General features: G+C 70.0%; 23 protein-coding genes, 1 tRNA gene and 4 pseudogenes. 15 read left to right on the top strand and 13 right to left on the bottom strand.

All coding sequences use genetic code 11. The annotated features are described in order from the left end of the window. Positions 1 to 65: 65 nt before the first annotated feature. Positions 66 to 1,913, top strand: a complete 1,848-nt coding sequence (locus ACGF5G_RS02165; protein ID WP_393258139.1) for a 2-oxoacid:acceptor oxidoreductase subunit alpha — start codon at positions 66 to 68, stop codon at positions 1,911 to 1,913. Then, positions 1,906 to 2,940 (top strand): 2-oxoacid:ferredoxin oxidoreductase subunit beta, encoded by a 1,035-nt coding sequence (locus ACGF5G_RS02160; protein ID WP_393258137.1) that lies wholly within the window; start codon positions 1,906 to 1,908, stop codon positions 2,938 to 2,940. Before ACGF5G_RS02165 ends, ACGF5G_RS02160 begins: the two co-directional genes overlap by 8 nt. Positions 2,941 to 3,064: 124 nt before the next feature. Here ACGF5G_RS02160 and ACGF5G_RS02155 read toward each other — a convergent pair whose 3' ends face one another. Both ACGF5G_RS02155 and ACGF5G_RS02150 read right to left on the bottom strand, forming a co-directional pair. Beyond that, a complete protein-coding gene (locus ACGF5G_RS02155) occupies positions 3,065 to 4,864 on the bottom strand; it encodes a trypsin-like serine protease (protein WP_393258134.1) in 1,800 nt (599 codons plus the stop codon). A 351-nt stretch (positions 4,865 to 5,215) separates the two neighbouring features. Beyond that, positions 5,216 to 6,229, bottom strand: a complete 1,014-nt coding sequence (locus ACGF5G_RS02150; RefSeq protein ID WP_393258132.1) for a potassium channel family protein — start codon at positions 6,227 to 6,229, stop codon at positions 5,216 to 5,218. Between the two features lie 252 nt (positions 6,230 to 6,481). Here ACGF5G_RS02150 and ACGF5G_RS02145 point away from each other — a divergent pair, with 252 nt between their 5' ends. Continuing rightward, entirely contained in the window at positions 6,482 to 7,006 is a 525-nt protein-coding gene (locus ACGF5G_RS02145) for a helix-turn-helix domain-containing protein (RefSeq protein ID WP_393258129.1), read from the top strand. Between the two features lie 135 nt (positions 7,007 to 7,141). After that, positions 7,142 to 7,741 (top strand): ClpP family protease, encoded by a 600-nt coding sequence (locus tag ACGF5G_RS02140; RefSeq protein ID WP_393258126.1) that lies wholly within the window; start codon positions 7,142 to 7,144, stop codon positions 7,739 to 7,741. A gap of 165 nt (positions 7,742 to 7,906) precedes the next feature. Here the strand turns inward: ACGF5G_RS02140 and ACGF5G_RS02135 are convergent, their stop codons facing one another. Together ACGF5G_RS02135 and ACGF5G_RS02130 are read right to left on the bottom strand one after the other, a co-directional pair. Further along, positions 7,907 to 8,788, bottom strand: coding sequence for a trypsin-like serine protease (locus ACGF5G_RS02135; protein WP_393258123.1), 882 nt, complete (start codon positions 8,786 to 8,788; stop codon positions 7,907 to 7,909). 303 nt (positions 8,789 to 9,091) lie between these two features. Continuing rightward, positions 9,092 to 9,475: a winged helix-turn-helix transcriptional regulator gene (locus ACGF5G_RS02130; RefSeq protein ID WP_393258120.1), complete on the bottom strand. Its 384-nt coding sequence runs from the start codon at positions 9,473 to 9,475 to the stop codon at positions 9,092 to 9,094. A 98-nt stretch (positions 9,476 to 9,573) separates the two neighbouring features. On the opposite strand from ACGF5G_RS02130, the gene ACGF5G_RS02125 reads away from it, so the two are divergent. Further along, complete coding sequence (locus ACGF5G_RS02125; protein WP_393258117.1) at positions 9,574 to 10,422, top strand: SDR family oxidoreductase; 849 nt, start codon at positions 9,574 to 9,576, stop codon at positions 10,420 to 10,422. 54 nt (positions 10,423 to 10,476) lie between these two features. On the opposite strand, the gene ACGF5G_RS02120 is transcribed toward ACGF5G_RS02125, so the two are convergent. Continuing rightward, positions 10,477 to 11,454 carry a zinc-binding dehydrogenase gene (locus ACGF5G_RS02120; RefSeq protein WP_393258114.1) on the bottom strand — a complete coding sequence of 326 codons (978 nt, stop codon included), beginning with the start codon at positions 11,452 to 11,454 and terminating at the stop codon, positions 10,477 to 10,479. A gap of 384 nt (positions 11,455 to 11,838) precedes the next feature. On the opposite strand from ACGF5G_RS02120, the gene ACGF5G_RS02115 reads away from it, so the two are divergent. Beyond that, positions 11,839 to 12,381, top strand: a complete 543-nt coding sequence (locus ACGF5G_RS02115; RefSeq protein ID WP_393258111.1) for a DUF6650 family protein — start codon at positions 11,839 to 11,841, stop codon at positions 12,379 to 12,381. A 580-nt stretch (positions 12,382 to 12,961) separates the two neighbouring features. Here ACGF5G_RS02115 and ACGF5G_RS02110 read toward each other — a convergent pair. Then, a tRNA-Arg gene (locus ACGF5G_RS02110) sits at positions 12,962 to 13,034 on the bottom strand. Positions 13,035 to 13,548: 514 nt separating this feature from the next. On the opposite strand from ACGF5G_RS02110, the gene ACGF5G_RS02105 reads away from it, so the two are divergent. Further along, a complete protein-coding gene (locus tag ACGF5G_RS02105; RefSeq protein ID WP_393258108.1) occupies positions 13,549 to 13,782 on the top strand; it encodes a hypothetical protein in 234 nt (77 codons plus the stop codon). Positions 13,783 to 13,847: 65 nt separating this feature from the next. Further along, a pseudogene (locus ACGF5G_RS02100) lies at positions 13,848 to 13,970 on the top strand (hypothetical protein); the annotation flags it as partial. Positions 13,971 to 14,005: 35 nt separating this feature from the next. Here ACGF5G_RS02100 and ACGF5G_RS02095 read toward each other — a convergent pair. Then, positions 14,006 to 14,269 (bottom strand): annotated as a pseudogene (locus ACGF5G_RS02095) (RNA polymerase sigma factor); the annotation flags it as partial. Positions 14,270 to 14,449: 180 nt separating this feature from the next. Beyond that, the gene (locus tag ACGF5G_RS02090; RefSeq protein ID WP_393258105.1) at positions 14,450 to 15,514 is read right to left on the bottom strand and encodes an AI-2E family transporter; all 1,065 of its coding nucleotides are present in this window, start codon (positions 15,512 to 15,514) and stop codon (positions 14,450 to 14,452) included. Between the two features lie 179 nt (positions 15,515 to 15,693). Here ACGF5G_RS02090 and ACGF5G_RS02085 point away from each other — a divergent pair, with 179 nt between their 5' ends. Beyond that, positions 15,694 to 16,140: a hypothetical protein gene (locus ACGF5G_RS02085; RefSeq protein ID WP_393259238.1), complete on the top strand. Its 447-nt coding sequence runs from the start codon at positions 15,694 to 15,696 to the stop codon at positions 16,138 to 16,140. Between the two features lie 252 nt (positions 16,141 to 16,392). On the opposite strand, the pseudogene ACGF5G_RS02080 reads toward ACGF5G_RS02085, so the two are convergent. Beyond that, a pseudogene (locus tag ACGF5G_RS02080) lies at positions 16,393 to 16,530 on the bottom strand (hypothetical protein); the annotation flags it as partial. A gap of 89 nt (positions 16,531 to 16,619) precedes the next feature. Between ACGF5G_RS02080 and ACGF5G_RS02075 the strand changes: the two are divergent. From ACGF5G_RS02075 to ACGF5G_RS02065, 3 genes and pseudogenes are all read left to right on the top strand, one after another. Beyond that, positions 16,620 to 17,186 carry a hypothetical protein gene (locus ACGF5G_RS02075; RefSeq protein ID WP_393258102.1) on the top strand — a complete coding sequence of 189 codons (567 nt, stop codon included), beginning with the start codon at positions 16,620 to 16,622 and terminating at the stop codon, positions 17,184 to 17,186. A gap of 3 nt (positions 17,187 to 17,189) precedes the next feature. Beyond that, complete coding sequence (locus ACGF5G_RS02070; RefSeq protein ID WP_393258099.1) at positions 17,190 to 17,837, top strand: nucleotidyl transferase AbiEii/AbiGii toxin family protein; 648 nt, start codon at positions 17,190 to 17,192, stop codon at positions 17,835 to 17,837. A gap of 15 nt (positions 17,838 to 17,852) precedes the next feature. Continuing rightward, positions 17,853 to 18,083 (top strand): annotated as a pseudogene (locus tag ACGF5G_RS02065) (TetR-like C-terminal domain-containing protein); the annotation flags it as partial. Positions 18,084 to 18,392: 309 nt separating this feature from the next. On the opposite strand, the gene ACGF5G_RS02060 reads toward ACGF5G_RS02065, so the two are convergent. Beyond that, complete coding sequence (locus tag ACGF5G_RS02060; RefSeq protein ID WP_393258097.1) at positions 18,393 to 18,968, bottom strand: hypothetical protein; 576 nt, start codon at positions 18,966 to 18,968, stop codon at positions 18,393 to 18,395. Then, on the bottom strand, positions 18,965 to 19,462 hold the full coding sequence (locus ACGF5G_RS02055) for a sigma-70 family RNA polymerase sigma factor (protein WP_393258095.1): 498 nt from the start codon (positions 19,460 to 19,462) through the stop codon (positions 18,965 to 18,967). Before ACGF5G_RS02055 ends, ACGF5G_RS02060 begins: the two co-directional genes overlap by 4 nt. A 169-nt stretch (positions 19,463 to 19,631) precedes the next feature. Here ACGF5G_RS02055 and ACGF5G_RS02050 point away from each other — a divergent pair, with 169 nt between their 5' ends. The 3 genes from ACGF5G_RS02050 (at position 19,632) to ACGF5G_RS02040 (ending at position 20,746) form a co-directional block, all read left to right on the top strand. Further along, a complete protein-coding gene (locus ACGF5G_RS02050) occupies positions 19,632 to 19,913 on the top strand; it encodes a hypothetical protein (protein ID WP_393258092.1) in 282 nt (93 codons plus the stop codon). Between the two features lie 72 nt (positions 19,914 to 19,985). After that, positions 19,986 to 20,489, top strand: coding sequence for an NUDIX hydrolase (locus ACGF5G_RS02045; protein WP_393258090.1), 504 nt, complete (start codon positions 19,986 to 19,988; stop codon positions 20,487 to 20,489). 41 nt (positions 20,490 to 20,530) lie between these two features. Next, complete coding sequence (locus tag ACGF5G_RS02040) at positions 20,531 to 20,746, top strand: transposase (protein ID WP_393259186.1); 216 nt, start codon at positions 20,531 to 20,533, stop codon at positions 20,744 to 20,746. A 55-nt stretch (positions 20,747 to 20,801) separates the two neighbouring features. Here the strand turns inward: ACGF5G_RS02040 and ACGF5G_RS02035 are convergent, their stop codons facing one another. Together ACGF5G_RS02035 and ACGF5G_RS02030 are read right to left on the bottom strand one after the other, a co-directional pair. Next, positions 20,802 to 21,305, bottom strand: a complete 504-nt coding sequence (locus ACGF5G_RS02035; RefSeq protein ID WP_393258087.1) for a hypothetical protein — start codon at positions 21,303 to 21,305, stop codon at positions 20,802 to 20,804. A 209-nt stretch (positions 21,306 to 21,514) separates the two neighbouring features. After that, positions 21,515 to 21,835 (bottom strand): hypothetical protein, encoded by a 321-nt coding sequence (locus tag ACGF5G_RS02030; protein ID WP_393258085.1) that lies wholly within the window; start codon positions 21,833 to 21,835, stop codon positions 21,515 to 21,517. Positions 21,836 to 21,924: the final 89 nt, after the last annotated feature.

The raw sequence follows: 21,924 nt of genomic DNA, 5'->3' as shown, positions 1-21,924 counted from the left end.
CTAGGCGAGGTCACCATCATGTTCAGCCGCCCGCGCGACCGCGCACAGCGAAGCGAGGTGCAGGCGTGACCAAGCAGATCCGTCAACTGGACCGGGTGGTGATCCGGTTCGCCGGCGACTCCGGCGACGGCATGCAGCTCACCGGCGACCGGTTCACCTCGGAGACCGCGCAGCTGGGCAACGACATCTCCACGTTGCCGAACTTCCCGGCGGAGATCCGGGCCCCCGCCGGCACCCTGCCGGGCGTGTCGAGCTTCCAGGTGCACTTCGCCGACTACGACATCCTGACCCCCGGCGACGCGCCGAACGTGCTGGTGGCGATGAACCCGGCGGCGCTCAAGGCCAACCTCGTCGACCTGCCGCGCGGGGCGGACATCATCGTCAACACCGACGAGTTCACCAAGCGCAACCTGGCCAAGGTCGGCTACCAGGCGAACCCGCTCGAGGACGACACGCTCGCCGGCTACGTGGTGCACCCGGTGGCGCTGACGTCGATGACGGTCGGCGCGCTCGCCGAGCACGACGTGTCCAAGAAGGACGCCGAGCGGGCGAAGAACATGTTCGCCCTCGGCCTGCTCTCCTGGATGTACAACCGGCCCTACGAGTCGACGCTGCGCTTCCTGGAGCGCAAGTTCGCCGCCCGCCCCGAGCTGGTCGCGGCGAACGTCGCGGCGTTCCGCGCCGGCTGGAACTTCGGCGAGACGACCGAGGACTTCGCGGTCCGCTACGAGGTCAAGCCGGCGAAGATGCAACCGGGCACCTACCGCAACATCACCGGCAACGCGGCCCTGTCACTCGGCCTGGTGGCCGCCGGCGTGCGCTCCGGGCTGCCGGTCTTCCTGGGCGCCTACCCGATCACCCCGGCCTCGGACATCCTGCACGAGCTGAGCAAGCACAAGCGTTTCGGCGTGCTCACCATGCAGGCCGAGGACGAGATCGCGGCGGTCGGCGCGGCGCTGGGCGCGTCCTACGGCGGCTCGCTCGGCGTCACCACGACCAGCGGCCCGGGCGTGGCGCTCAAGAGCGAGACGATCTCCCTCGCCGTGGCGCTGGAGCTGCCGCTGGTCATCGTCGACGTGCAGCGGGCCGGCCCCTCCACGGGCATGCCCACGAAGACCGAGCAGGCCGACCTCAACATGGCGCTCTACGGCCGCCACGGCGAGGCCCCGGTGGCGGTCATCGCGCCGCGGTCGCCGGCGGACTGCTTCCACGCGGCCATCGAGGCGGCCCGGATCGCGCTGACCTACCGCACCCCGGTCATCCTGCTGTCCGACAACTACGTCGCCAACGGCTCCGAGCCGTGGCTGCTGCCCGACGTCGAGTCGCTGCCCGACCTGCGGGTCGAGTTCGCCACGAAGCCCAACGGCGAGGACGGCACCACCTTCCTGCCGTACCTGCGCGACCCGGAGACCCTGGCCCGGCCGTGGGCCGTCCCGGGCACCCCCGGGCTGGAGCACCGCATCGGCGGCCTGGAGAAGGCCGACAAGACCGGCGACATCTCGTACGACCCGGCGAACCACGACTTCATGGTGCGCACCCGGGCGGCCCGGATCGAGACGATCCCGGTGCCCGACGTCGAGGTCGAGGACCCGAACGGCGACGCCCGGGTGCTGGTGCTCGGCTGGGGCTCGACGTACGGGCCGATCGGCGCGGCGTGCCGGGGCCTGCGCCAGCGCGGCCACTCCATCGCCCAGGCGCACCTGCGGCACCTCGCCCCGATGCCGGCCAACCTCGGCACGGTGCTGAGCTCCTACGACCGCGTGGTCGTCCCCGAGATGAACCTCGGCCAGCTCGCCCACGTGATCCGGGCCAAGTACCTGGTCGACGCGATCGGCTACAACCAGGTCCGCGGCCTGCCGTTCACGGCCAACGAGCTGGAGACGATGCTGGAAGAGGTCCTGAAGAATGTCTGAGCCCGTCGCCCTCAAGCTCACCGCCAAGGACTTCAAGTCCGACCAGGAGGTGCGCTGGTGCCCCGGCTGCGGCGACTACGCGATCCTCGCCGCCATCCAGCAGTTCATGCCGGAGCTGAACATCCCGCGCGAGCGGATCGTCTTCGTCTCCGGCATCGGCTGCTCGTCCCGCTTCCCGTACTACATGAACACCTACGGGATGCACTCGATCCACGGCCGCGCCCCGGCGATCGCCACCGGCCTGTCGGCCAGCCGCCCCGACCTGTCGGTCTGGGTGGTCACCGGCGACGGTGACGCCCTCTCCATCGGCGGCAACCACCTGATCCACGCGCTGCGCCGCAACGTCAACCTGAAGATCCTGCTGTTCAACAACCGGATCTACGGCCTGACCAAGGGGCAGTACTCGCCGACCTCCGAGGTCGGCAAGGTCACGAAGTCGACGCCGGCCGGCTCCGCCGACGCCCCGTTCAACCCGCTCTCGCTCGCCCTCGGTGCCGAGGCCACCTTCGTGGGCCGCACCATCGACTCCGACCGCAAGCACCTCCAGTCCGTGCTGCGGGCCGCGGCGGAGCACCAGGGCTCGGCGTTCGTGGAGATCTACCAGAACTGCAACATCTTCAACGACGGGGCGTTCGACCAGCTCAAGGAGCCGGCCACCCGGGACGACTACCTGATCCGGCTGGAGCACGGGCAGCCCATCACGTTCGGCAAGGACGGGCAGTTCTGCGTCGTGCACCCGCCTGGCGGGTTCGGCCTGGAGGTCCGGGAGACCGCCTCGGTCAGCCCCGGGGAGATCGTCGTGCACGATGCGACGGTCACCGACCCGGCGTACGCCTTCGCGCTGTCCCGGCTGCCCGGCCTCGATCTGCGCAACACCCCGATCGGGGTGTTCCGCTCGGTCGACCGCCCGTCCTACGACAGCGTGGTGCAGGGGCAGCTTTCCGCGGCGAGGGCGACGGTGACCGAGACCCCGGAGCAGCAGCTCGCCGGTCTCCTCGCCAGCGGGGACACCTGGACCATCCTCTGACCGGCGCGGCCGGTCGCCGCCCCGCGAGGGGGAGCGACCGGCCGCCGCAACACCAGGACGAAAAGGGGCCCGCAACCGGTCGGTTGCGGGCCCCTTCGTTACTGCGCGGGAGTGGCTTCCCTGATCAGAAGATCAGGTTGTAGCTGCCCCAGCCGCTGGAGATCACCTTGCCGCTCGCGTCGATCCACTGGCCCTTGCCGTTGGTCGTGTAGAGCCGCATCTGGTTGCTGCTGTTGACGCCCAGCATGTCCATCATGTTGTCGCCGTTCCAGTCGCCCAGCGTCATGATGCTCTTGAAGCCACCCCAGCCGCTGCCGATCTGGGTGCCGGCCGGGTTGGTCCAGCCGCCCTTGCCGTCGGACTGGTACATCTTGAGGTAACCGGTCGAGGTGCGACCGATGATCACCTCAAGCCCGTCGCCCTTCCAGGCGCCCGGCGTGAGGAACAGGTTGAACCCGTTCCAGCCGGTGCCGATCCGGGTGCCCGACGGGTTCTCCCAGCCGCCCGCACCGTTGCTGGTGTAGCGGATGAGGTCACCGTTGGACTTGCGGACCAGCAGGCTCGGGCGGTTGTTGCCCATCCAGTTGTTCGTCACCATGAGCGCGGTGAAGTTCGCCCAGCCGGTGCCGATCAGCTTGCCGCCACCGACGAGGTTGCCGCCCCCGTCGGTGTTGTAGATGTACAGCTCACCGGTGGTCTTCATCGCCATGATGGACGGCCGCTTGTCGCCGTTCCAGTTGTAGACGCGGAAGACCCGCTTGAAGCTGCCCCAGCCCGAGTTGAGCTGCTTCGGCGCGTAGTAGAAGCCGCCGTACCCGTTGTTGGCGAACCCGGCGCCCTCGAAGAGCTTCAGGTTGCCGGCGGTGTCCCGGGCGATGAGGTCGGTGTGACCGTCACCGGCCCAGTCGGCGTTGATCAGCGGCGGACGGGTCAGGTCCTCCTTGACCGTGTTCACGTAGTTGTTCAGCCGGACGTAGTAGCCCGGGCTCTCGCCGCACGGCTCGAAGCCCCAGCTCGTGATGCCGACCTGCTTGCCGCCGACCATCAGCGGACCACCGGAGTCGCCGCCGCACGTGTCGGTGCTCGGCACGCTGGGCGTGCCCGCCCCGGCGCAGGTCATCGCGTTCGGGTCGTACCCGTAGGTGCTGCAGACCGAGTCGGACCGCATGGGAACGGTCCCCTTGCGCAGCCGGCTGTCCGGGTTCGTCTCGTCCGAGTCGGTCACGCCGTAGCCGGCGATGACCGCGCTCGTGCCCTCCTGGTACGGCGTCGAGTCGCCCTGCGTGCTCAGCGTCACCGGCGTGTACTCGGCGGGCAGGTTCTGCTTGAGCGTCAGCACCGAGACGTCGTGCTTGATCGGGATCGTCGGGTCGTTGTAGACCGCGCTGATGTTCCAGCTCTGGTGGGTCCAGGTGGAACCGACCTCGGCGACGAACCCGCTGCCGTCGAGGATGTTGCCGTTGCTGTCTACCAGCTGGTCGTTACCGGCGATGACACGGGTGGTGCCCGGGCCGTCGGCGGTGCAGTGCGCGGCCGTCAGCACCTTGTTGGGGGCGATGATCGTGCCGGTGCACCAGTACCAGTAGAAATCTCCGGCGTACTTGAAGCTGGTCACGACGCCGACGATGTAGGGGAACTCCGACGCGCTGGCGAACTCCCCCTTCACGATGCGCGGCGACGGACCCGTGCCGGTCTGGAACCGAGGTCCCTTGGCGCCCGGCGAGGGCAGCTCCAGCTTGCCCTTGTGCAGGTTCGGCAGCCTGTCCAGGTTCCTGGTCCCGGACTCGCTGGCCGCGTCGTACACGCCGTCCCCGGCGGGGGCGGCCTGAGCGACGGTAGCGGGTGCGACGAACGCCGCACCGGCGAGGGCGAGGCCGACGACGCCGGCCGACCAACGCCGCCTGGCTCCTGCGGATGTTGCCACTTCAGCCACTGATTGATTTCCCGTCGTTCGATTAACGAGGTGCTCGGAACGGCTCGGCGAAGATGCGCCCGACCGGACGGGAAGACGACGATCGACGCGCGGGCGTCAGCCCACGTGCGAAAGATGAAGCCCCCGTCGTGCCTGTGCCATTGACGGCGCGTCGACTGCGGTCGATAACGCTCCCCGGCAATTCCAAGCCGCCAAACGGTAGCAAACAAGCCAGCGCGGAAAAAGATCCGCGAAGACGATTCTTGGTCAGCCCAAAGGGCCGGACCGGGGCGGCCGTCCAGCGATGACCGCCGGCCATGCCGGCACAGTCAGCCGCTCCGGCGTCGGCCCGCGCGGGGCCGGTCAGGGCGCGGTGGTCGCCTGAGGGCGGTCGTCGCGGACGTGGACGAGCATGTCACCGGTCTCGATGACCGCGCCGGCCTTGTCGGCCAGCGTCACCACCTTGCCGCGCCGGACCAGGGCGATGACCAGCGAGTCCAGCTCCCGGGGGGAGCGGCCCACCTCGGCCCGCTCGGCGGAGCGCATCGCCAGCGCCATGCCCTGGCCGGGAGTGAGCAGGTCCTCCACCACGTCGATCAGCGGCGGGGCCGAGGTGGACAGGCCCAGCAGCCGGCCGGCGGTGGCCGAGGAGACGATCACGTGGTGCGCGCCGCTCTGCTTGAGCAGCGGGGCGTTCTCCGCCTCACGGGCGGCGGCGATGATCCGCACCTGGCCGGCGGTGAGCTGCCGTACGGTCAGCGCCACCAGGACCGATGCGTCGTCGCTGTCGGTCGCGATGATCACCGCCTTGGCGGTGCGGACGTGCGCCTCGTTCAGCACCGACGAGCGGGTCGCCGATCCCTCGATCGCCACCAGGCCGGCCGAGGTGGCCTGCCGCAGGGCCGGGCCGCTGCGTTCCACCACCACGATCCGGGACTTGTCCAGCCCGTTCTCCAGCAGGGCGGAGACCGCGCTGCGGCCCTTCGTGCCGTAGCCGCAGATGATGACGTGGTCCTTCACGGCTCTCCTCCACCGCGACAGGCGGCGCCCGGTGCGGTACTGCTCGGTCAGCACTTCCAGGGTGGTGCCGACCAGGATGATCAGGAAGATCACCCGGGCCGGCGTGATGTAGACGACGTTGACCAGCCGGGCCGTCTGGCTGACCGGGGTGACGTCGCCGTAGCCGGTGGTCGAGAGGGTGACCACCGTGTAGTAGAAGCAGTCGAGGAGGGTCATGCCGTCCTCGTTGACGTCGCGGTAGCCGTCGCGGTCGAGGTAGACCACGGCGACGGTGGCGAAGACCAGGCCGATGGCGGCGGCAAGGCGGAGGCTCAGCGCGCTCAGTGGGCCCCGTCGCTGCGCGGGAAAGTGGATCACCTGATGACCTGCCCCGACTCCATCGTCGCCTGCACGCCCACAACATAGCGGCCCGACGGGAATCCGCACGGCGGGGTCGGCGACGGGGCAACCGGTCGGGCCGGATGCGGCGGTGGCGGCGGACGGGCAACCTGGACGCGCTCCGCCGCCGCGGCTCCCGTACACGGGCGGCGCGCCGACGGGCCGGTCCGCAGGGCCGGGACAGGGCATGATGGGGGTGTCCCCGACGGCGACCACGAGAGTGAGGCCCGCATGTCGTTGCTGCGACGAGTGATCGGCGGGGTGCTGCGCCGGCTCCGCCTGCGGCAGGGTCGCACGCTGCGCGAGGTGGCCGAGGCCGCCGGGGTGTCGGTGCCCTACCTGTCCGAGGTCGAGCGCGGTCGGAAGGAAGCTTCTTCGGAGGTGCTCGCGGCGATCTGCCGGGCGCTCGGCATCCACCTGTCGGACCTGCTCGAGGAGGCGCGCGACGACCTGCGCCGTGTCGAGCCGCGCATCCCGGCGGCGCCCCGGGCGGAACTGGCCTCCGCCGCGGCCGCTCCGGCCGGCCCCGACCCGGTCGAGCCGGAGCGGGCGGACGCCCCCGATTCCACGCCGGTCGCGCGAGCCGGTCTCCGGACCGGCGGGCCGTTGCTCCACCTGGCTCCCCGGGCCGGTGGGCCGACCGTCCGGGTCGGACGCTCCGCCTCCGCGCGCGGCGGTCGCCCCGGGCCGCGTACCAGTGCCGTGCTCGGCTGCGGACGGTGCCGGTCGGGCCGACGGCGGCTGGCGGTCGTCTAGGCCCGGCCGCTTCCGCCCTCAGCGGATCTGCCGCGGGCAGAATTGTTACGGCGACGCGCCGTCCGGCGGGCAGTCTGAAGGGGCCGGTCCCCCGGGCGCCTCCGGTCGCCCGCCGGCACTGTGGGAGGGCGCGCGATGATCGCTACGGGCGTAAGCATGTTGGACGGTGGGCATCCGTCCTTCGACGACCAGGTGTTCAACCGGCTGCTGAGGGAGCGGATCATCTTCCTCGGCACCGAGGTGACCGACGAGTCGGCGAACCGGATCTGCGCCCAGATCCTGCTGCTCGCCGCCGAGGACGCGGAACGGGACATCTTCCTCTACATCAACTCGCCGGGCGGCTCGGTGAGCGCGGGGATGGCCGTCTACGACACCATGCGCTACGTCAAGAACGACGTGGCCACCCTGGCGCTCGGCCTGGCCGGCTCGATGGGGCAGTTCCTGCTCTGCGCCGGGGCGGCCGGGAAGCGTTACGCGCTGCCCCACTCGCGGATCATGATGCACCAGCCGTCCGGCGGGATGGGCGGCACGGCTGCGGACATCACCATCCAGGCCGAGAACATGCTGCACGTGAAGCGGACCATGCAGGAGCTGATCGCCCGGCACAGCGGGCGCACCCTCGACGAGATCCAGCAGGACTGGGACCGGGACCGGTGGTTCACCGCCGAGCAGGCCCGCGAGTACGGCCTGATCGACAAGGTGCTCACCAAGGTCGCCCAGCTGCCCGAAAGCTGACCGGCCGGCCGGGTCGGGCGGCGGCCGGGCGAGCGGGGCCGAGCCGGCACGGCAGCCGGATCGGCCGGCCCCCGGCGGCCGGCACCGCGGCGACGGGGGGCGGCCGGGCGGTGACGCGCGGCGGCAGTCGGCGATGGTCCCGCCGGCCGCCGCCGCGTTCCGCCGTCAGGGCAGGTCGACGAAGTCGTCCAGGAAGTCGCGGGCGCTGTCGCTGTCCAGCCGGTAGGTGACGTTGGTGGCGTAGCAGGGGCCGTCGCCGGTGATCGTCGTGGCGGCGAGGAGCCGCTGCCCGCCGGTGGTGACGAAGTTCGGGCCGCCCGAGTCGCCGTAGCAGGCCCCGCCGTAGTCGCGGCTCTCGTTCATGGCGAGCCGCACCCAGGTGTTGTTGAGCGCGCTGAAGCCGACCTCCGCCTTCATCCGCACCCCGCCGCCCGGGTGGACGTGCCCGCCGGGCTCGCGCTGGGCCTCCGCCGTGCCGTACCCCATGACCTCCCAGCGGGCCGCGTCGAGCGCCCGGGAGCCGAGCGCGCCGAGCTGGCCGGCCGTCGGCAGGGTGGCCGGGGTGAAGTCCCAGCGCCGGTCCAGCTCGGCGGCCTGCGCGGTGTCGAGGGTGACCACGGAGATGTCGTGCGAGTCGGCGGAGTTGCCCGGGTAGTCGGGGTGGACGTGCTCGGTGCCCTCGACGCCGACGGCGGCGGCCACCTGCGCCGGGCTGAGCCCGGCGGCCTTCGCGGCGGCCAGCTCCGCCTCCACGTCCTGGGCGAGCGAGACGTAGAAGCGGGCGCCCGGCGACCAGTCGGTGGTGCAGTGCGACGCGGTCAGGAAGACGTCGCGGTCGATCATGGTGCCGGAGCAGTACCAGTCCACGACGTCCGGCGTGCCGGGATCGCCGTCGCGGTCCCACTGCACGATCAGGGCGCCGACCTCGGTGCGCTCCGGGGCCGGCAGGGCGTTGTAGGTGTTGATCGCGGATGCCGGTGTGGCGGCGACGACGGCCGCGGCGAGCGCCGCGGTGGTCAGCGTGGCGAAGAGTGCGGTACGACGCACAGGGTCCTCCGGTGTCAAAACGAGAAGCGGCACCGGCGCCGGACGCGCCCCCTCGATCCGCGTCCGACCCGCGGTACGCGATGGCCGCAGGTGGCGGCCGTCGATACGCGGAGCCTATTCCCGGAGGTGGGAATATTCGCGGGCTGCAAGCGCAGCGTCTTGTCAGCGAATCTCGTTACATCCGGAGGCCGGCCTTCCCGACGGGCTGGCCTTTCTCGCGGCGCCGACGAAACACCGGCTCCGGCTGTCGCCCGGGCCGTCGGCTGCCCTCCCCGACACACGCCCGCGCCCCCGTCCTCCGGTCTAGCGAGGCTCGGCGTCGTATCGGGCGCGGGCGGCCTCCACCTCGTCGAGGTGGGTGGTGGCCCAGGACTCGAGCCCGGCGACCAGGTCGAGCAGGCTGCGGCCGAGGTCGGTCAGCGCGTAGTCGACCCGCGGCGGGACGCTCGCGTGCACCGTCCGGGTCACCAGGCCGTCGCGTTCCAGCGCCCGCAGGGTCTGGGTGAGCATCTTCTGGCTCACCCCCTCGATCCGCTGGGCCAGCTCGCCGTAGCGCTTCGTGCCGTCGGCGAGGGTGAGCACGACCAGGACGCTCCACCGGTCGCCGATCCGGTCCAGCACCTGCCGGCTGCCGCAGTTGCGGGCGTAGACGTTCGGGTGCACGGCCACTCTCCATCGGTAAGTCACGCACTTCAAGGTGCCTACTCTCCAACGGGAAGTATCGCGGTGGCATTCCCGTTGCCGATGACGTCAGACACCATCCCGCACGCACGCAAGGAGTGCCCATGTCCATCGTCGTCACCGGCGCCACCGGCCACCTCGGCCGACTGATCGTCGACTCGCTGCTGCGCCGGGGCGTACCCGCCGGGCAGGTCGTCGCGCTCGGCCGGGACACCGACCGGCTGGCCGACCTCGCCGCGCGCGGCGTGACGGTGCGGCAGGCCGACTACAGCGACCCCGACTCGCTGCGCGCCGCCCTCGCCGGGGCCGAGAAGCTGATGTTCGTCTCCGGCAGCGAGGTCGGGCAGCGGGTGCAGCAGCACCGCAACGTCGTCGACGCCGCCAAGGAGGCCGGCGTCGGGCTGGTCGTCTACACCAGCATCACCAAGGCCGACACCTCCAGCCTCATTCTCGCCACCGAGCACCGCGCGACGGAGCAGGAGATCCGCTCCTCCGGTCTGCCGTACGTCCTCCTGCGCAACAACTGGTACTTCGAGAACTACCTCCCGCAGCTCCCGACCTACCTGGAGCACGGCGTCGTGGGCGCGTCCGGCGACGGCCGGATCGGCGCCGCCACCCGCGCCGACTACGCGGAGGCCGCGGCGGCGGTGCTCACCACCGAGGGCCACGCCAACCGGGTGTACGAGTTGGCCGGCGCGCCGATCACCATGACCGAGCTGGCCGAGGAGCTGTCCCGGCAAACCGGTCGCCAGGTCGGCTACACCGACCTCACCGTCGAGAAGTACGCCGAGGTGCTCACTGGCGCCGGCGTGCCGCAGGCGTACGCGGAGGTGCTCGCCGACGGCGACCGGGGCGTCGCCCAGGGCGACCTGCACGTCGAGAGCGACGACCTCGCGAAGCTGATCGGCCGGCAGCCGACCACGCTGGCCGAGGCGATCCGCGCCGCGCTCTGACGACCGCCCACCCGGCCGCCCCGCCGACGACGCGCGGGGCGGCCGGGTGCCCGGTCAACGCTCCACGGTCAGCACCACCTTGCCCAGCGCCCGGCGCCCCTCCAGGTCGGCGTGCGCCGCGGCGGCGTCGGCCAGCGGATAGGTCGTGACCAACGGGCGCCACCAGCCCTTCCCGGCCAGTTCCAGCGACCGGGCGGCCAGCGCCGGAATGCCGCCGGGCAGGGCGCGCATCCGCTGCCCCAGCCAGCCCACGGTCAGGCCGCGCCCGATGACGTCGTCCGTCCCGATCCGGGTCGCCTCGCCGGCCGACCAGCCGAACATCATGAACCGGCCGCCCGGCCGCAACAACTCCAGGGCCGCCCGACCCACCGCGCCGCCCACCCCGTCGTAGACCAGGCTCAGGCCGCCGACCTGCTCCCGCACCCGATCGGTCCAGTCCGGCAGCCCGTAGTCCACCACCATGTCCGCGCCGAGGTCGCGCAGCGCCGCCGTCCGGTCGGCGCCACGCGCCGCCGCCACCACGGTGGCACCGGTCGTCCGCGCGGCCTGCACCAGCAGCCAGCCCACCCCACCGGCCGCGGACGGGACGAAGACGACGTCGTCCGCCGTCGGCGTCTCCAGGTCGAAGATCCCGAGCGCCGTCCGGCCCGTCCCGACCGCCGCCACCGCCTCTGCGCAGGTCAGATTCCGCGGTACGGCGTAGAGCGACTCGACCGTGGTGACCGCCTGCTCGGCGTACCCGCCCGGCACCATGCCCAGGTGCGCGACAACCCGCTTGCCGCGCCACGACCCGTCGACGCCCTCGCCCAGGTCGTCGACGACGCCGGCGACCTCTCGCCCGGGGATGGTGGGCAGGTCGGGCAGCGGCATCGGGCCGCCGGCCTCGCCCCGGCGCAGGCTCGTGTCGAGCAGGTGCACACCGCTCGCCGACACCGCGATCCGGACCTGGCCGGGGCCGGGCGACACGTCGGGCACGTCGTCGAGCACCAGGTTTCCGGGGGGACCGAACTCGTGAAGCTGAATCGCACGCATGCCCCCATCCGACTACCTCAACCGCGCTTGAGGTCAACCCGACCCGTGGCCCGGAGACCACCAGTCTCTGTGCGCACAGGGGTCAAGGGTTCCCGCAGGCCGTCGCGTAGCGACGCGCCCTTGATGGTTCCGCAGCGGCCGCGGCAACGTGGTGTCATCCTCGACATACTCCCGCGCCTGGGAGGAAGGCGCGGACGCTGAGCCTGACCCCGGATCGGCTGGCCTCTCCCCTGGCCGGGCGGCCTACGATCTGCGGCACGCCGGGGTGTCGCTCTGGCTGAACGCCGGACTCCCGGCGCCGGAGGTCGCGCAGCGGGCCGTACACACTCGGTCGGCCTGCTGCTCAAGGTGTACGCGAGATGCATCGACGGAGAGCGCAGCCGGATGAACGAGCGCATTGACGCACCGGCATGGGACCATCGAGGCATGGGTATTCGCTTGACCGGGCTATCGATCCCTGGAGGGTTCGGCGCTCAGTGGCAGAAGGCCGAAGGCGACAAGGACGTCGCTCGACGGGTCCTGCTCTTCCTTGAAGACCGTCGGCTTCTTTTCGGCCAGCGACATCGAGAAGACAAGAGCCACTGCATTTCCTCGGCGCTCCAGATCAGAGCCTTCCTCACCGAGCAACTCGTTCTAGTCAAGCCCAAGAGCGATCTTTTCGAGAACCTCCGGGCCATGCGCGCCGCCTGCAGGCGGTTCATCGAAGCAGCAGGGCCAAACGGCAGCTACCTCAGCTACGGAGAGCGTTACGGACAGGCGGACCCATTCTCGCTTGCTCTCGGTGGCCTTCGCAGCATGATGGGCATCCACATCGCCATCCTGGCCCAAGCCTATGACTTAGAAGTCGATGAAGAGCTCGCATCGATCCTGCCGCCGCAACCTCAAGATGACGACGGCGATCTTGGTTGGCTTCCCGGGTTCGGCTGAGCTTGGCCCAATCACCGGAAGCACTACTGCCATACCGTCTACCGGCAACCCGCCTCCTGGGGAGCGGGCCTCCGCCCGGCCCACCACGTCAAGACGGCCTCGACGGCTCGTACGGACGCTGGGGGGGGGTGGTCTGCTCGGCTCGCCTGGGCCGACGGTGGGCGGGATGGCTCCCCCACCGCAACCACTCACGGACCGCGAGCCGCCAGCGGTGCCCCGGCCATCCTGAGGCGGAGCGCCCCGCCGGAGTTCTGTTGACATCCTGCTCAAGGTCTACGCCAAGTGCATGTCCGTTCACGATCACGGTGATCGGTGATCCGGCGATCGACGGGGAAGAGGCCCCGTCAACGGCCGGATCGATGAGGCCCTGACCGGCGTGGCCTGGCCCGCATGACGGTCGCCATTCCGGATCTTGCCTCGGACACCTCGGCCACCTGGTCAGATGCCTCCAAGATCATTCCGTGCATGTTCCGTGACCTGCGGCAAACGGCGGCTTCCAGTGGCCCACGACTGCCCAGCCGGCCAACCGAGCGCTGTGCGTATTGCCAGCTCAGGTAGCGTTCTTCGCTGATCTTCTAGGTGCCCCCGGCAGGATTCGAACCTGCGACACACGGTTTAGGAAACCGATGCTCTATCCCCTGAGCTACGAGGGCGCGAGGGCCTAGTCTAGCGACCTGGGGGTTCACCTGGGGTGGCAGGGAGTGGCCCATGTTCACCCACGTCACCCGGGCCCCCGTTCTCCCAGCCCAGGACCACACCCCGAGCATTCGAACCCCGGTTTGCGACCGGCGGTCGCCGCGGTGACCCGCGTTGGCACCGGTTGCCCCGGGTTGGCATCCGTTGGAGAGCACACACCGCGCACATCATGGCGTGCGCTCCCCCGGCCCTGCACGCGGCCGGCAGTAGCGCGGCGCGGCGGCAACTCTCCGCGAGCTTCGTTCGCTGGCTCAGGTCAAGACGCCGACGCAGGGTCAGCGTTCGGGATAAGTCCCGCACGACGCTCAGCGCCCGGATCAGTCACGGGCTGCGCTGGACCCGCTCTCGCAGCTTGCCCTCCCGCGAGTCCCCTGAGTCGGGATCTCTCCGCTCAGGAGGTGCGCCACCACTGTCACAGGCCTCGGCGCGATCGCCGTCCGCTCGCCGTTCGACGGCTACGCCACCACCCAGGTGCCGTCCTACGCCCTGCACCTGACCCACCTCGACCTCACCATGGGGCGAGGCGAAGGTGAGCTGACCGTCGCCCACTCCGGCACCGCCCCACTCACGGCATACCCAGTCACCATCACCGACAGTGCGCCGACGCTGGCCGCCGACGTGGAGGCCGAACACCGGACGGCGGTGGCCGGCGCGCTGTCAGCCCTCGGCTTCACCCACGCCGAAAACTGGAGACCACCCTCGTAGGGCCCGTCAACAACGAGTTCGTTGTTTTTCCGGCACTGCACCAGCGACCGAACAACAGAGGTCACATGCTTCTCGTTCCGGCAGGTCACTTCGGCGGCATCGCCGACGTGCCGCCCGAGAAGGCGACACCCATGCTGGCCGCGCTTCAGGTAACGACGCAGGCGGTGAAGGCTGCGTTCGGTGCCAGCGGGACGACGGTGCGCCTCAACCTGGGACCTCCCGCTCAAGACATCTTCCATCTCCACTGGGCGAGGTCGCCATCGGTGTGCCGCTCCGTTGGCAGGCGTCGGAGCAGCGCCAGCCACCGGCGGGCCGACCGCCACTCGGAGCGGACCGCATTGGTGGCGACGACCAGCAACCACGGCAACGCCGAGCCGTCCACCAGTCGGACGTCGCGGCGGCGCCAAGCCACGAGGAACGTCGCCTGGGTGACGTCCTCGGCCGTTGACCACGACCCGGTCAGCCGGAACGCGTGGTTGTAGACCGGGCGGGAGTACCGGTCAGAATGGCCGGATCGACGTGGCCCACGTCTCCACGGGGACGCCGGTGCGGCGGGAGCGGCGGCGTGAGACGACGCACACGTAGCCGACGGCTGGCAGCCGCGCCAGCCGCGCGCCGACCAGCACCGCCGCGCTGGGGAGACAGCAAAACATCCACCCGCCTGCCGTCATGTCTCGCCCGGTTCCGCCCAGGAATCGCGTTGGGTGACGGGGACGACTTCGCGCAGCATGATGCGGATGATGCCGGCCGCCGGTATGGCCAGCAGCGCGCCGACCAGCCCGCCGAGTTCCGCGGCGATCAGCACACTGATCAGCACGGCCAGGGGGTTGAGCTGCACCGTGTGGGACATGATGACCGGCTGCAGCAGGTGGTTTTCCACCTGCTGGTAGGCGACGAAGAAGACCAGGACGACCATCCCGGCGGTGGGCGAGTGCAGGAATGCTGCACCGCCGGCGGCGATCGCCCCCAGGGTCGCCCCTACGAGAGGAATCAGGTCGGCCACCGCGACGACGAGGGCGATGACGCCGGCGAACGGCACCCCGGTCAGAACCAGCACCACGAATGTCGCGAGCCCGCAGATCACGCTGATCACTAGGTTGCCGCTCACGTAGCCGGTGATCGTGCGCGATGACTCCCGCCCGATACGGCGTAGCCGCTCCCGCCGGCCCTCGCCGGCCACCGCCAGCGCCCCGGCGACCAGCCGCGGCCCCTGCACGACCATCAGGAATGCGAGCACCATCACTGTCAACGCTCCCGCAACACCTTGCACCGTCGCGCGTAGCGCACCGACCGTCGACCGTCCGACTCGGCCGCCGTATTGCTGCAGCTGGTCGATGTGCGCTCCGGCGGACCGCCGCAGGTGCAACCGCTGCAGCAGCGTACCGACGGGGCCCTGACCGGCCCGGGTCTCCCGCAGCAGCTCCGGCGCCCGCTCAGCGAAGCGGCCCACCTGCTCTACCAGGGGGACCAGGACCAACGCGGCGAGCGCGCCGAGCACGACGAGGAAGGCGAGGAACACCACAAGCGTGGCCACCGCCCGCCGTCGCACCCATCGCCGCTGCACGCGCTCCACCAGCGGATTCAGCGCCACCGCCAGGAACACCGCCACCACTGTCCAGCCCAGCACCCTACGCGTCTGCCATACCAGCGCCAGTCCGGCGGCGGTGGCGAGGACCAGGCCGATGGCGATCAACACCTGTCGGGCCGTGGTTCGGTCGTCGACCTCGCTCATCGCGCGCGGCTTCCCGGGCGCGAGGCTGATGAAACGCCAGCCTCCGTGGCGGGCTCTTCGCGCGTCGTGCGCCCGGTCGCAATGTCACCCGTTCCGGGTGAGACGGACTCATCCGGGCCACGTCACGCTGTGCGTGAGACCTACACCCGCCGAACCGGTTGTGGAGGTGAGGTGAAACCATGGACTTCGTCCAACGGCTGGAGACGCTCGAGCAGCGTCTGGCCTTCACCAGGGCAGAGGTGCTCGCCGCGCAGACCGAGTCGCGTGAGCAGCTCAGGCAGCGGATCGAGACGACCCAGAGCGAGATCGAGCGGTCGGCGATCGAGTCGCAGCAACACGCCGACGAGGTACGCGCCGGCGGAGGCAGCGTCTGGGCCCAGATGAAGGCCGACGCCGCCGCCATGCGCGCCGACGTTCGGGCCACGTTCGAGGAGCGGACCCAGAATATGGACGCTCAGGCGGCCACCGCCGAGGCAGACTGGGCGGAAACCGGCGCGCAGGATGCCCTCGACTACGCCGAATGGGCGGCCTACAACGCCGAGCTGGCCATGCTGGACGCGATCGACGCCCGCTCGTACGCCCAGGAGCTGGGCGGAGGGCAGGAACTGACCAGAACGACGCGGTGACCTGGGGACCACCGTCAGGGTGAGCGTCCCGGGAGTTTCCTGTGCATGGACGCTGGTGACCGGGCTCTTGACGTAGGTGAGGGCCGCCGGGTGAGGTGAGCTTGTCCAGCGCACCGCATCGCCCGGTGGTCCTCGTGCCCACTCCCGGTGCAGGATGGTCACTGGGGTCGCGAATCGGCTGGCAGCCCCTCGCGTGGGTGATCGATCGCCGCTTCTGCGGGCAATGCGCTGAAGGAGTACGGGGGGCCACGGGCCCAGAAACCGGATCCGGGCGGCCGGCTGCTCGTCCTGAATGCGGGACAGCTCAGCCCCGAGTTGCTCTACCCGGTCGCGGTGCACGAGAACAGCGGCGCCCAGCACGCGAACCTGACCCTCGCCCCATGAGTGCATCCCATCGCGGTCACCAAGACTGGTCCCGCCGGTTACAGGGATATGACAGAAAGCCAAGCGTGCTGGGCCTAGCGTAGTAGGCTGACGGTATGGATCGGTTCTCCGAGGATGAGCTGCATGCGGTTGTCTCCAGGTACGAGGCGACGCGTGCGGCCGCATTGACCGAGCGGGACGAGCAGCTGCGAGCGTTTCATGCGGCCGGCTGGCGGCCGGTGGATCTGCAGCGGGTCACCGGGTACAGCCGAGAGACGATCCGTCAGGCGCTCCGACCGGAAGTCCGGCGGGCGACCAACCTCAGCCGGCGCCGGACATCCCCCCGGCCGCCGGCGGACTACCGGCCCTACGGTGACCGGAAGCCCTACGTGGTCGCCGAAACCCTCGCCGAACTGCACGGTCCCACCGGAGGCACGGTGACGCTTCCGCGTCATCTCGACTGGTCCGGCCACGCCGAGTACGACCTGAACCGGGCCGCACGCCTGGCCAGCATGTACAAGGTGGTACTCACCGAAGCCAGTACCGTCGAGGACCTGAACACCTGGCTCGATGCCGACCTCCTCCGGCGGCTCTGGCCCACCCTGTGGCTGCCGCCCCAGCTCCGCCAACGCTGGGAGGACGCCTTCCCCGAACTCACCGCAACCCGCAGCAACGCGGGATAAGAGGTGGACCCCTTCCACGAACGCCTTGCCCGCACCGGGCTCGCGGCCGCCGATCGATACGGCTTCGCGCTGGCCGGCGGCTACGCCGTGCAGGCCGCTGGACTTGTCGAGCGGCCCAGTGAGGACGTCGACCTGTTCACCGCCTGGGACCGCCGCGACGAGTTCACCGCTGCGGTCGCCGCCGTCGTACAGGCCTACCGGGACGACGGCCTGACCATCGAGACCGAGCGGCAGTACGACACGTTCGCCCGGCTGGCTGTCACCGACGGCATGCGGGTTTCCAAGGTCGAACTCGGTGTGGACTGGCGTGCCAACGAACCGATCCTCATGGCGATCGGGCCGGTACTGCACCCGGACGACGCGGTCGCGAACAAGATGAGTGCCCTCTACGGGCGAGCGTTCGCTCGCGACTTCATCGACATTGACGCCGCGCTCCGATCCGGCCGCTACACGCGCCAGGCCCTCCTCGGCCTCGCGCAGCGCGCCGACCGTGGTTTCGACCGGCGCATCTTCGCCGACGCTCTCGGACAAGCCACCCAGCTCGATCCCGACGACTTCGCCCAGTACGGCGTCACCGGCCGAGCGCTGGACAAACTCCGAAGCCGATTCGCCGAATGGCGCCGCGAACTGCTCGACGACGAGGAAGGATAACTCGGCTCCCGACTCGCGGCAGCCGAACCGGTAATAGCCCGCGCCATCGAGCGCGGCGAACTTCCCCGGGACACCGACGCGGCCGAACTGCTCAAGACCCTTGCCGCGCCGATCTACCTGCGCCTGCTCATCACCGCCGAGCCAGTCGACGAGGCGACCGCTGACCAGGCGGTGCGGATCACGCTGGCCGCCGCGCGCGCCAGCGCACTGCGGCCGGCATGCGCCAGCAAGCCGACTGCCGAGTAGGAGTTCTCGGAAACAGCCGTCCAGCCCGAGGTGATCGACCTGGTGCGCGCCCGCTCACCGGTGCGGCGTCCGCATCGTCGCGTTTTTCTCCGGCGCCGTACCCGGGGGTTCGGCGATGCGTGTTGATTCCTCGTTCCCGACTGAACACGCCGGATTTTCGGGCGCGCAGAACTGGCGCGTGCGGTGCGGACCTGAGCGGTCCGCACCGCACGCCGATGAGCGTCTTCAGCGGTGGCGGGTGTGCGATCTCTGTCGTGCGGCTCGCGGCCGCCGGAGCTGCTCGACGAGGGGGTACGGCGGCCAGGATGATCACATGTTGCTGCAGGTCATCCGGTTCTTCCAGGCCAGGCCGAACGCGACCGGGCCGTGGGAGTCCTTGTACCCGATGCTCACCACCGCGCCCTTCGGAATGGCCGACGGGTTGATCACCAGGAGAGTGTTCGCGTCCGCCTCGCTATGCGAGGGGAAGATCCTTTCATTAAGTCGGGGCGCGGGCACGGAGGAGCAGATCGAGCCGACCCTGACTTCCGCCGGCACGCCGGCTTCGGACAGCGCCTTTCGAACCGCGTCCGGGTCGGCGACCTGCTTCTTCGACAGGGTGAGTAGCACCGTCCCGTTGGGCTTGCTGGCCACGGAGAAGGCGACCAGCTGCGTCGGAGCCATGCTGGCCGGCCGCTCCGCGGACGGCGGCGAGGCGGGTCCCGGGCCGGTGAGCGCCGGCACGGCCAAGGCCAGCCCGGCGAGCATCACCCCGGCCGCGGTCACTGCGGCCAGCCGCCGTCGGCGCCGCGTATTGCCCGCGGCGATGATGTCCTCCGCCGGCCGATCCATGTCCAGGCCGGACAGGCCGTCCGCCACCGCACGCAGTACGTCTTGGTCTCTCACTGCTTGATCTCCTGAGTCTCGGCGGGTACCAACTGGCCGCGCAGCGTCGCGACGGCCCGGGACAGGTGAGCGGTGACAGTTCCCGCAGCGATGCCGAGCACCTGAGCGGTGGTCTCGGTGTCCAGGTCCAGGAACACCCGCAGCGCGATCACCTCTCGCTGGCGGGCGGGCAGCCGTCGCAGCGCCGCCATCAGCGCCGCGTCCACGCCCCCGGCGTCCTCGCCGACCGCCACGTCGTGCCCGTCAGCCAGGGCGACCTCGCGGCGGCGGCGCCGCCAGGCCGACACCCGCACGTTCAGGGCGGTACGCACCACCCAAGCCTGGGGCGCCGGGTGCCGGCTGACCTTCCGCCAGGACATCCAAGCCCTGGTGAACGCCTCTGCCACCAGGTCCTCAGCGCCCTCGCGGTCGCCCGTGCTGGCCACCACCGCCCGCGCGCAGGCGGCCCGGTGGACCCGATAGAACTCTGCGAACTGTGCTTGCTCGTGTCCCACGTCCCGTACACGCCTGAGCCCCTCGGCCCACTTACCCCCGGCCCGAACTCGCATGAAGAAAATTGTCTGCACCGCCGTCACGGTTGCCTGGCACGCCGAGCAACCACGGCAGTGGCGCCGTCGGTACCGTAACCAGCCTGCGCCACGCCACGAGAAGGGTGTCCCTGGCGTGGTCGTCGAGATCCTGCGCCAGCGCGAGCACATCGTCGAACTCCTCGGCAAAATCCGCGACCTGAATACCGGCTGGGCCGAAGACGACCGAATTCGTATGACCAGTGAGAACCTCGCCCTCAAACGCACCGTGCGCGATCAGGAAACCGGGGTCCGAAGCCTCGCCGACAAACTGGCCGCCGCCCGCGAGGACAACCGCTTCGCCGACCGCCCCATCGCCGAACCACAACTGGGACAGGGAAACGAGGTTGGTCAGCACAGCGCCAACGGCAAGCCATAAAGACCGAGTGAGGGGCTGATAGTCTCCGGATATGTCGATCATCGTTCGCCGCGCCGCCGCGTCCGACAGACCATGACGCCGAACCTGCGTCGGTCCGTCCGTGCGATCGTGCTCGACGAGGACGACCGCATACTGTTGTGCCAGTTCGTCTCCCCTCACCCGGCAGTGCCGGGCCAGGCGAAGGCCGTGTGGGCAGCACCGGGCGGCGGCATCGAACCCGGCGAGGAGCCGCTGACGGCCTTGCGTCGCGAACTCCGCGAGGAGACCGGTCTGACGATCACCGTGGACCCGCCGCACGTCTGGCACCAGGAAGTCGTCGCCGCCGACCACGCGTCCGGTTTCGACGGCATCATCAATGACTACTTCCTCATCCGCGCGAGCCACTTCCAGCCCCGGGGCGAGCTGACCGACGACCAACTCGCCGCCGAGAACCTGGCCGCGTTCCGCTGGTGGCAGCTCTCGGAGATCGTCAGCTACGCCGGCCATGATCTGTTTTCGCCCCGTGACCTCGCCACACCGTTGACGGCGCTTCTCACCACCGGCACGCCGACGCATCCGGTCCAACTCGGCCTCTAGCAAGCTTCGGCAGCGACCACCCACGCCTGTGTCGAAGCTGAATTCGAGCTGACGAGGCACCACGCGCCCGCCGATGGAACCGAGCGATTTCATCGACGCGACACGCCGAACCGGCATCAGCTCGGTACCCGTCGCAGTTCCGGCGTCAGGCCGCGGCGTTGGTGCTGGATTCCGGCCGCACGATCCGTGACGTGGGCCGGGAATTGGGCGTCAACCACGAGACCCCCGCGCAATTGGGTCGCGCAGTTGCGGCATGACACAGAGATGGATCTGCCTAGCGCACATGCCGCGATCAGGGTGAGGAGCGTGGAGTCAGTGTGCCGTCAGTGCCGGCCTGCGGCGAACCCGCCACCACACCTCGACGAGGATCGGTGGCAGCGCGACCGCGGCGCCGGCGAACGCAAGTGCCCGGGTGCGCCGTTGCTGGATCTCTTCACGTAGTTCTTCGTAGGTGGCCTGGTGTTCGATGACGTCGCCGCGGGACCGTACGCATTCGTCGCCGGGCCCGACCAGGACATCGTGGTTGGCCGGGTTGGCCTCGAAGCAGGCGATCCTGGTCGGCTTCAGTTCCCAGTTGACGCGGTCCCAGTCGACGTCGACCCACGACTGCGACGTGCATACGTCGCCTGAGCAGGAGGTTCGCACCGGCAGCTCCCAGCCGGAACGCAGCATGAGAGCGCCGACGAACAGGCCCAGCAGGACAGAGCTGAGGGAGACGACCGCGCGCATGTCAGGTTGGACCGCCGGCAGTCGTGCCTGGTTCCACCAGAGGCCCTCCAGAATGATCCTTCCCGCGCTCGCCTCGGCGTACTCCACCGAGACGAGCGCGGACGGCCGGCTGTTCGCCGACGGTAGTGGTTCCGGGCGGCCGACGACGATTCCGCGCGGCCTGCCGCGTGCGTCGATGCGATGACCACGGCGCAGATCCGTGACACGTCGACGAGGTAGCGTCTCGCGTCGTGATGGCAGGGCTTGATCAACAGGGTGAGGATGGCCACCGTCTCGATCAGGAAGCGATGCGGCTGCTACGCGATTGCCTTGGTGGTGATCTCCGCCGGCGTGAGGGTGGCGTCGATGGAGGTCAGCTTGCCTGATGCGCGGTAGTGACTGAGTGTGGCTGCCACGGCTGGTCGGTAGGACTGCAGGCCCGCGGTGATGCGGTCTGGGTTGTCGTCGTGGCGCTGGAACGGTTCACCTCCACAGCGGTCGCAGACGTTGGGCGCCCACGGCGCACTGTTGGCGCCGCAGAAACTCAGAATCGCTTTCGGTGCCTCGTCCGTTATGTCTCCAGCGCCTTGACGACAGGCCCCCATGATCACATTTACCCTGGTAACCTCGTGCGTCACGGGTAAAGCCCACCTTGGACGCTCATATCATGGGGACAACGGGGAGTCACATGAGCTGGCACCAAATGGCCTTGTCACCTGCACCAATA

The organism is Micromonospora sp. NPDC047730 (assembly GCF_043204765.1).
In the GTDB taxonomy this organism is placed as follows: domain Bacteria; phylum Actinomycetota; class Actinomycetes; order Mycobacteriales; family Micromonosporaceae; genus Micromonospora.
Note: the sequence above shows the minus strand (reverse complement) of the source record. Positions and strands in the feature narration are given on the sequence as shown.

What these genes read in the sequence shown, in the direction of transcription:
- ACGF5G_RS02160 (WP_393258137.1), top strand. Translation starts at nt 1,906, where the DNA reads ATGTCTGAGCCCGTCGCCCTCAAGCTCACCGCCAAGGACTTCAAGTCC.
- ACGF5G_RS02145 (WP_393258129.1), top strand. Translation starts at nt 6,482, where the DNA reads ATGTCGTTGCTGCGACGAGTGATCGGCGGGGTGCTGCGCCGGCTCCGC.
- ACGF5G_RS02140 (WP_393258126.1), top strand. Translation starts at nt 7,142, where the DNA reads ATGATCGCTACGGGCGTAAGCATGTTGGACGGTGGGCATCCGTCCTTC.
- ACGF5G_RS02125 (WP_393258117.1), top strand. Translation starts at nt 9,574, where the DNA reads ATGTCCATCGTCGTCACCGGCGCCACCGGCCACCTCGGCCGACTGATC.
- ACGF5G_RS02120 (WP_393258114.1), bottom strand. Translation starts at nt 11,454, where the DNA reads ATGCGTGCGATTCAGCTTCACGAGTTCGGTCCCCCCGGAAACCTGGTG.
- ACGF5G_RS02115 (WP_393258111.1), top strand. Translation starts at nt 11,839, where the DNA reads ATGAACGAGCGCATTGACGCACCGGCATGGGACCATCGAGGCATGGGT.
- ACGF5G_RS02090 (WP_393258105.1), bottom strand. Translation starts at nt 15,514, where the DNA reads ATGAGCGAGGTCGACGACCGAACCACGGCCCGACAGGTGTTGATCGCC.
- ACGF5G_RS02085 (WP_393259238.1), top strand. Translation starts at nt 15,694, where the DNA reads ATGGACTTCGTCCAACGGCTGGAGACGCTCGAGCAGCGTCTGGCCTTC.
- ACGF5G_RS02075 (WP_393258102.1), top strand. Translation starts at nt 16,620, where the DNA reads ATGGATCGGTTCTCCGAGGATGAGCTGCATGCGGTTGTCTCCAGGTAC.
- ACGF5G_RS02045 (WP_393258090.1), top strand. Translation starts at nt 19,986, where the DNA reads ATGACGCCGAACCTGCGTCGGTCCGTCCGTGCGATCGTGCTCGACGAG.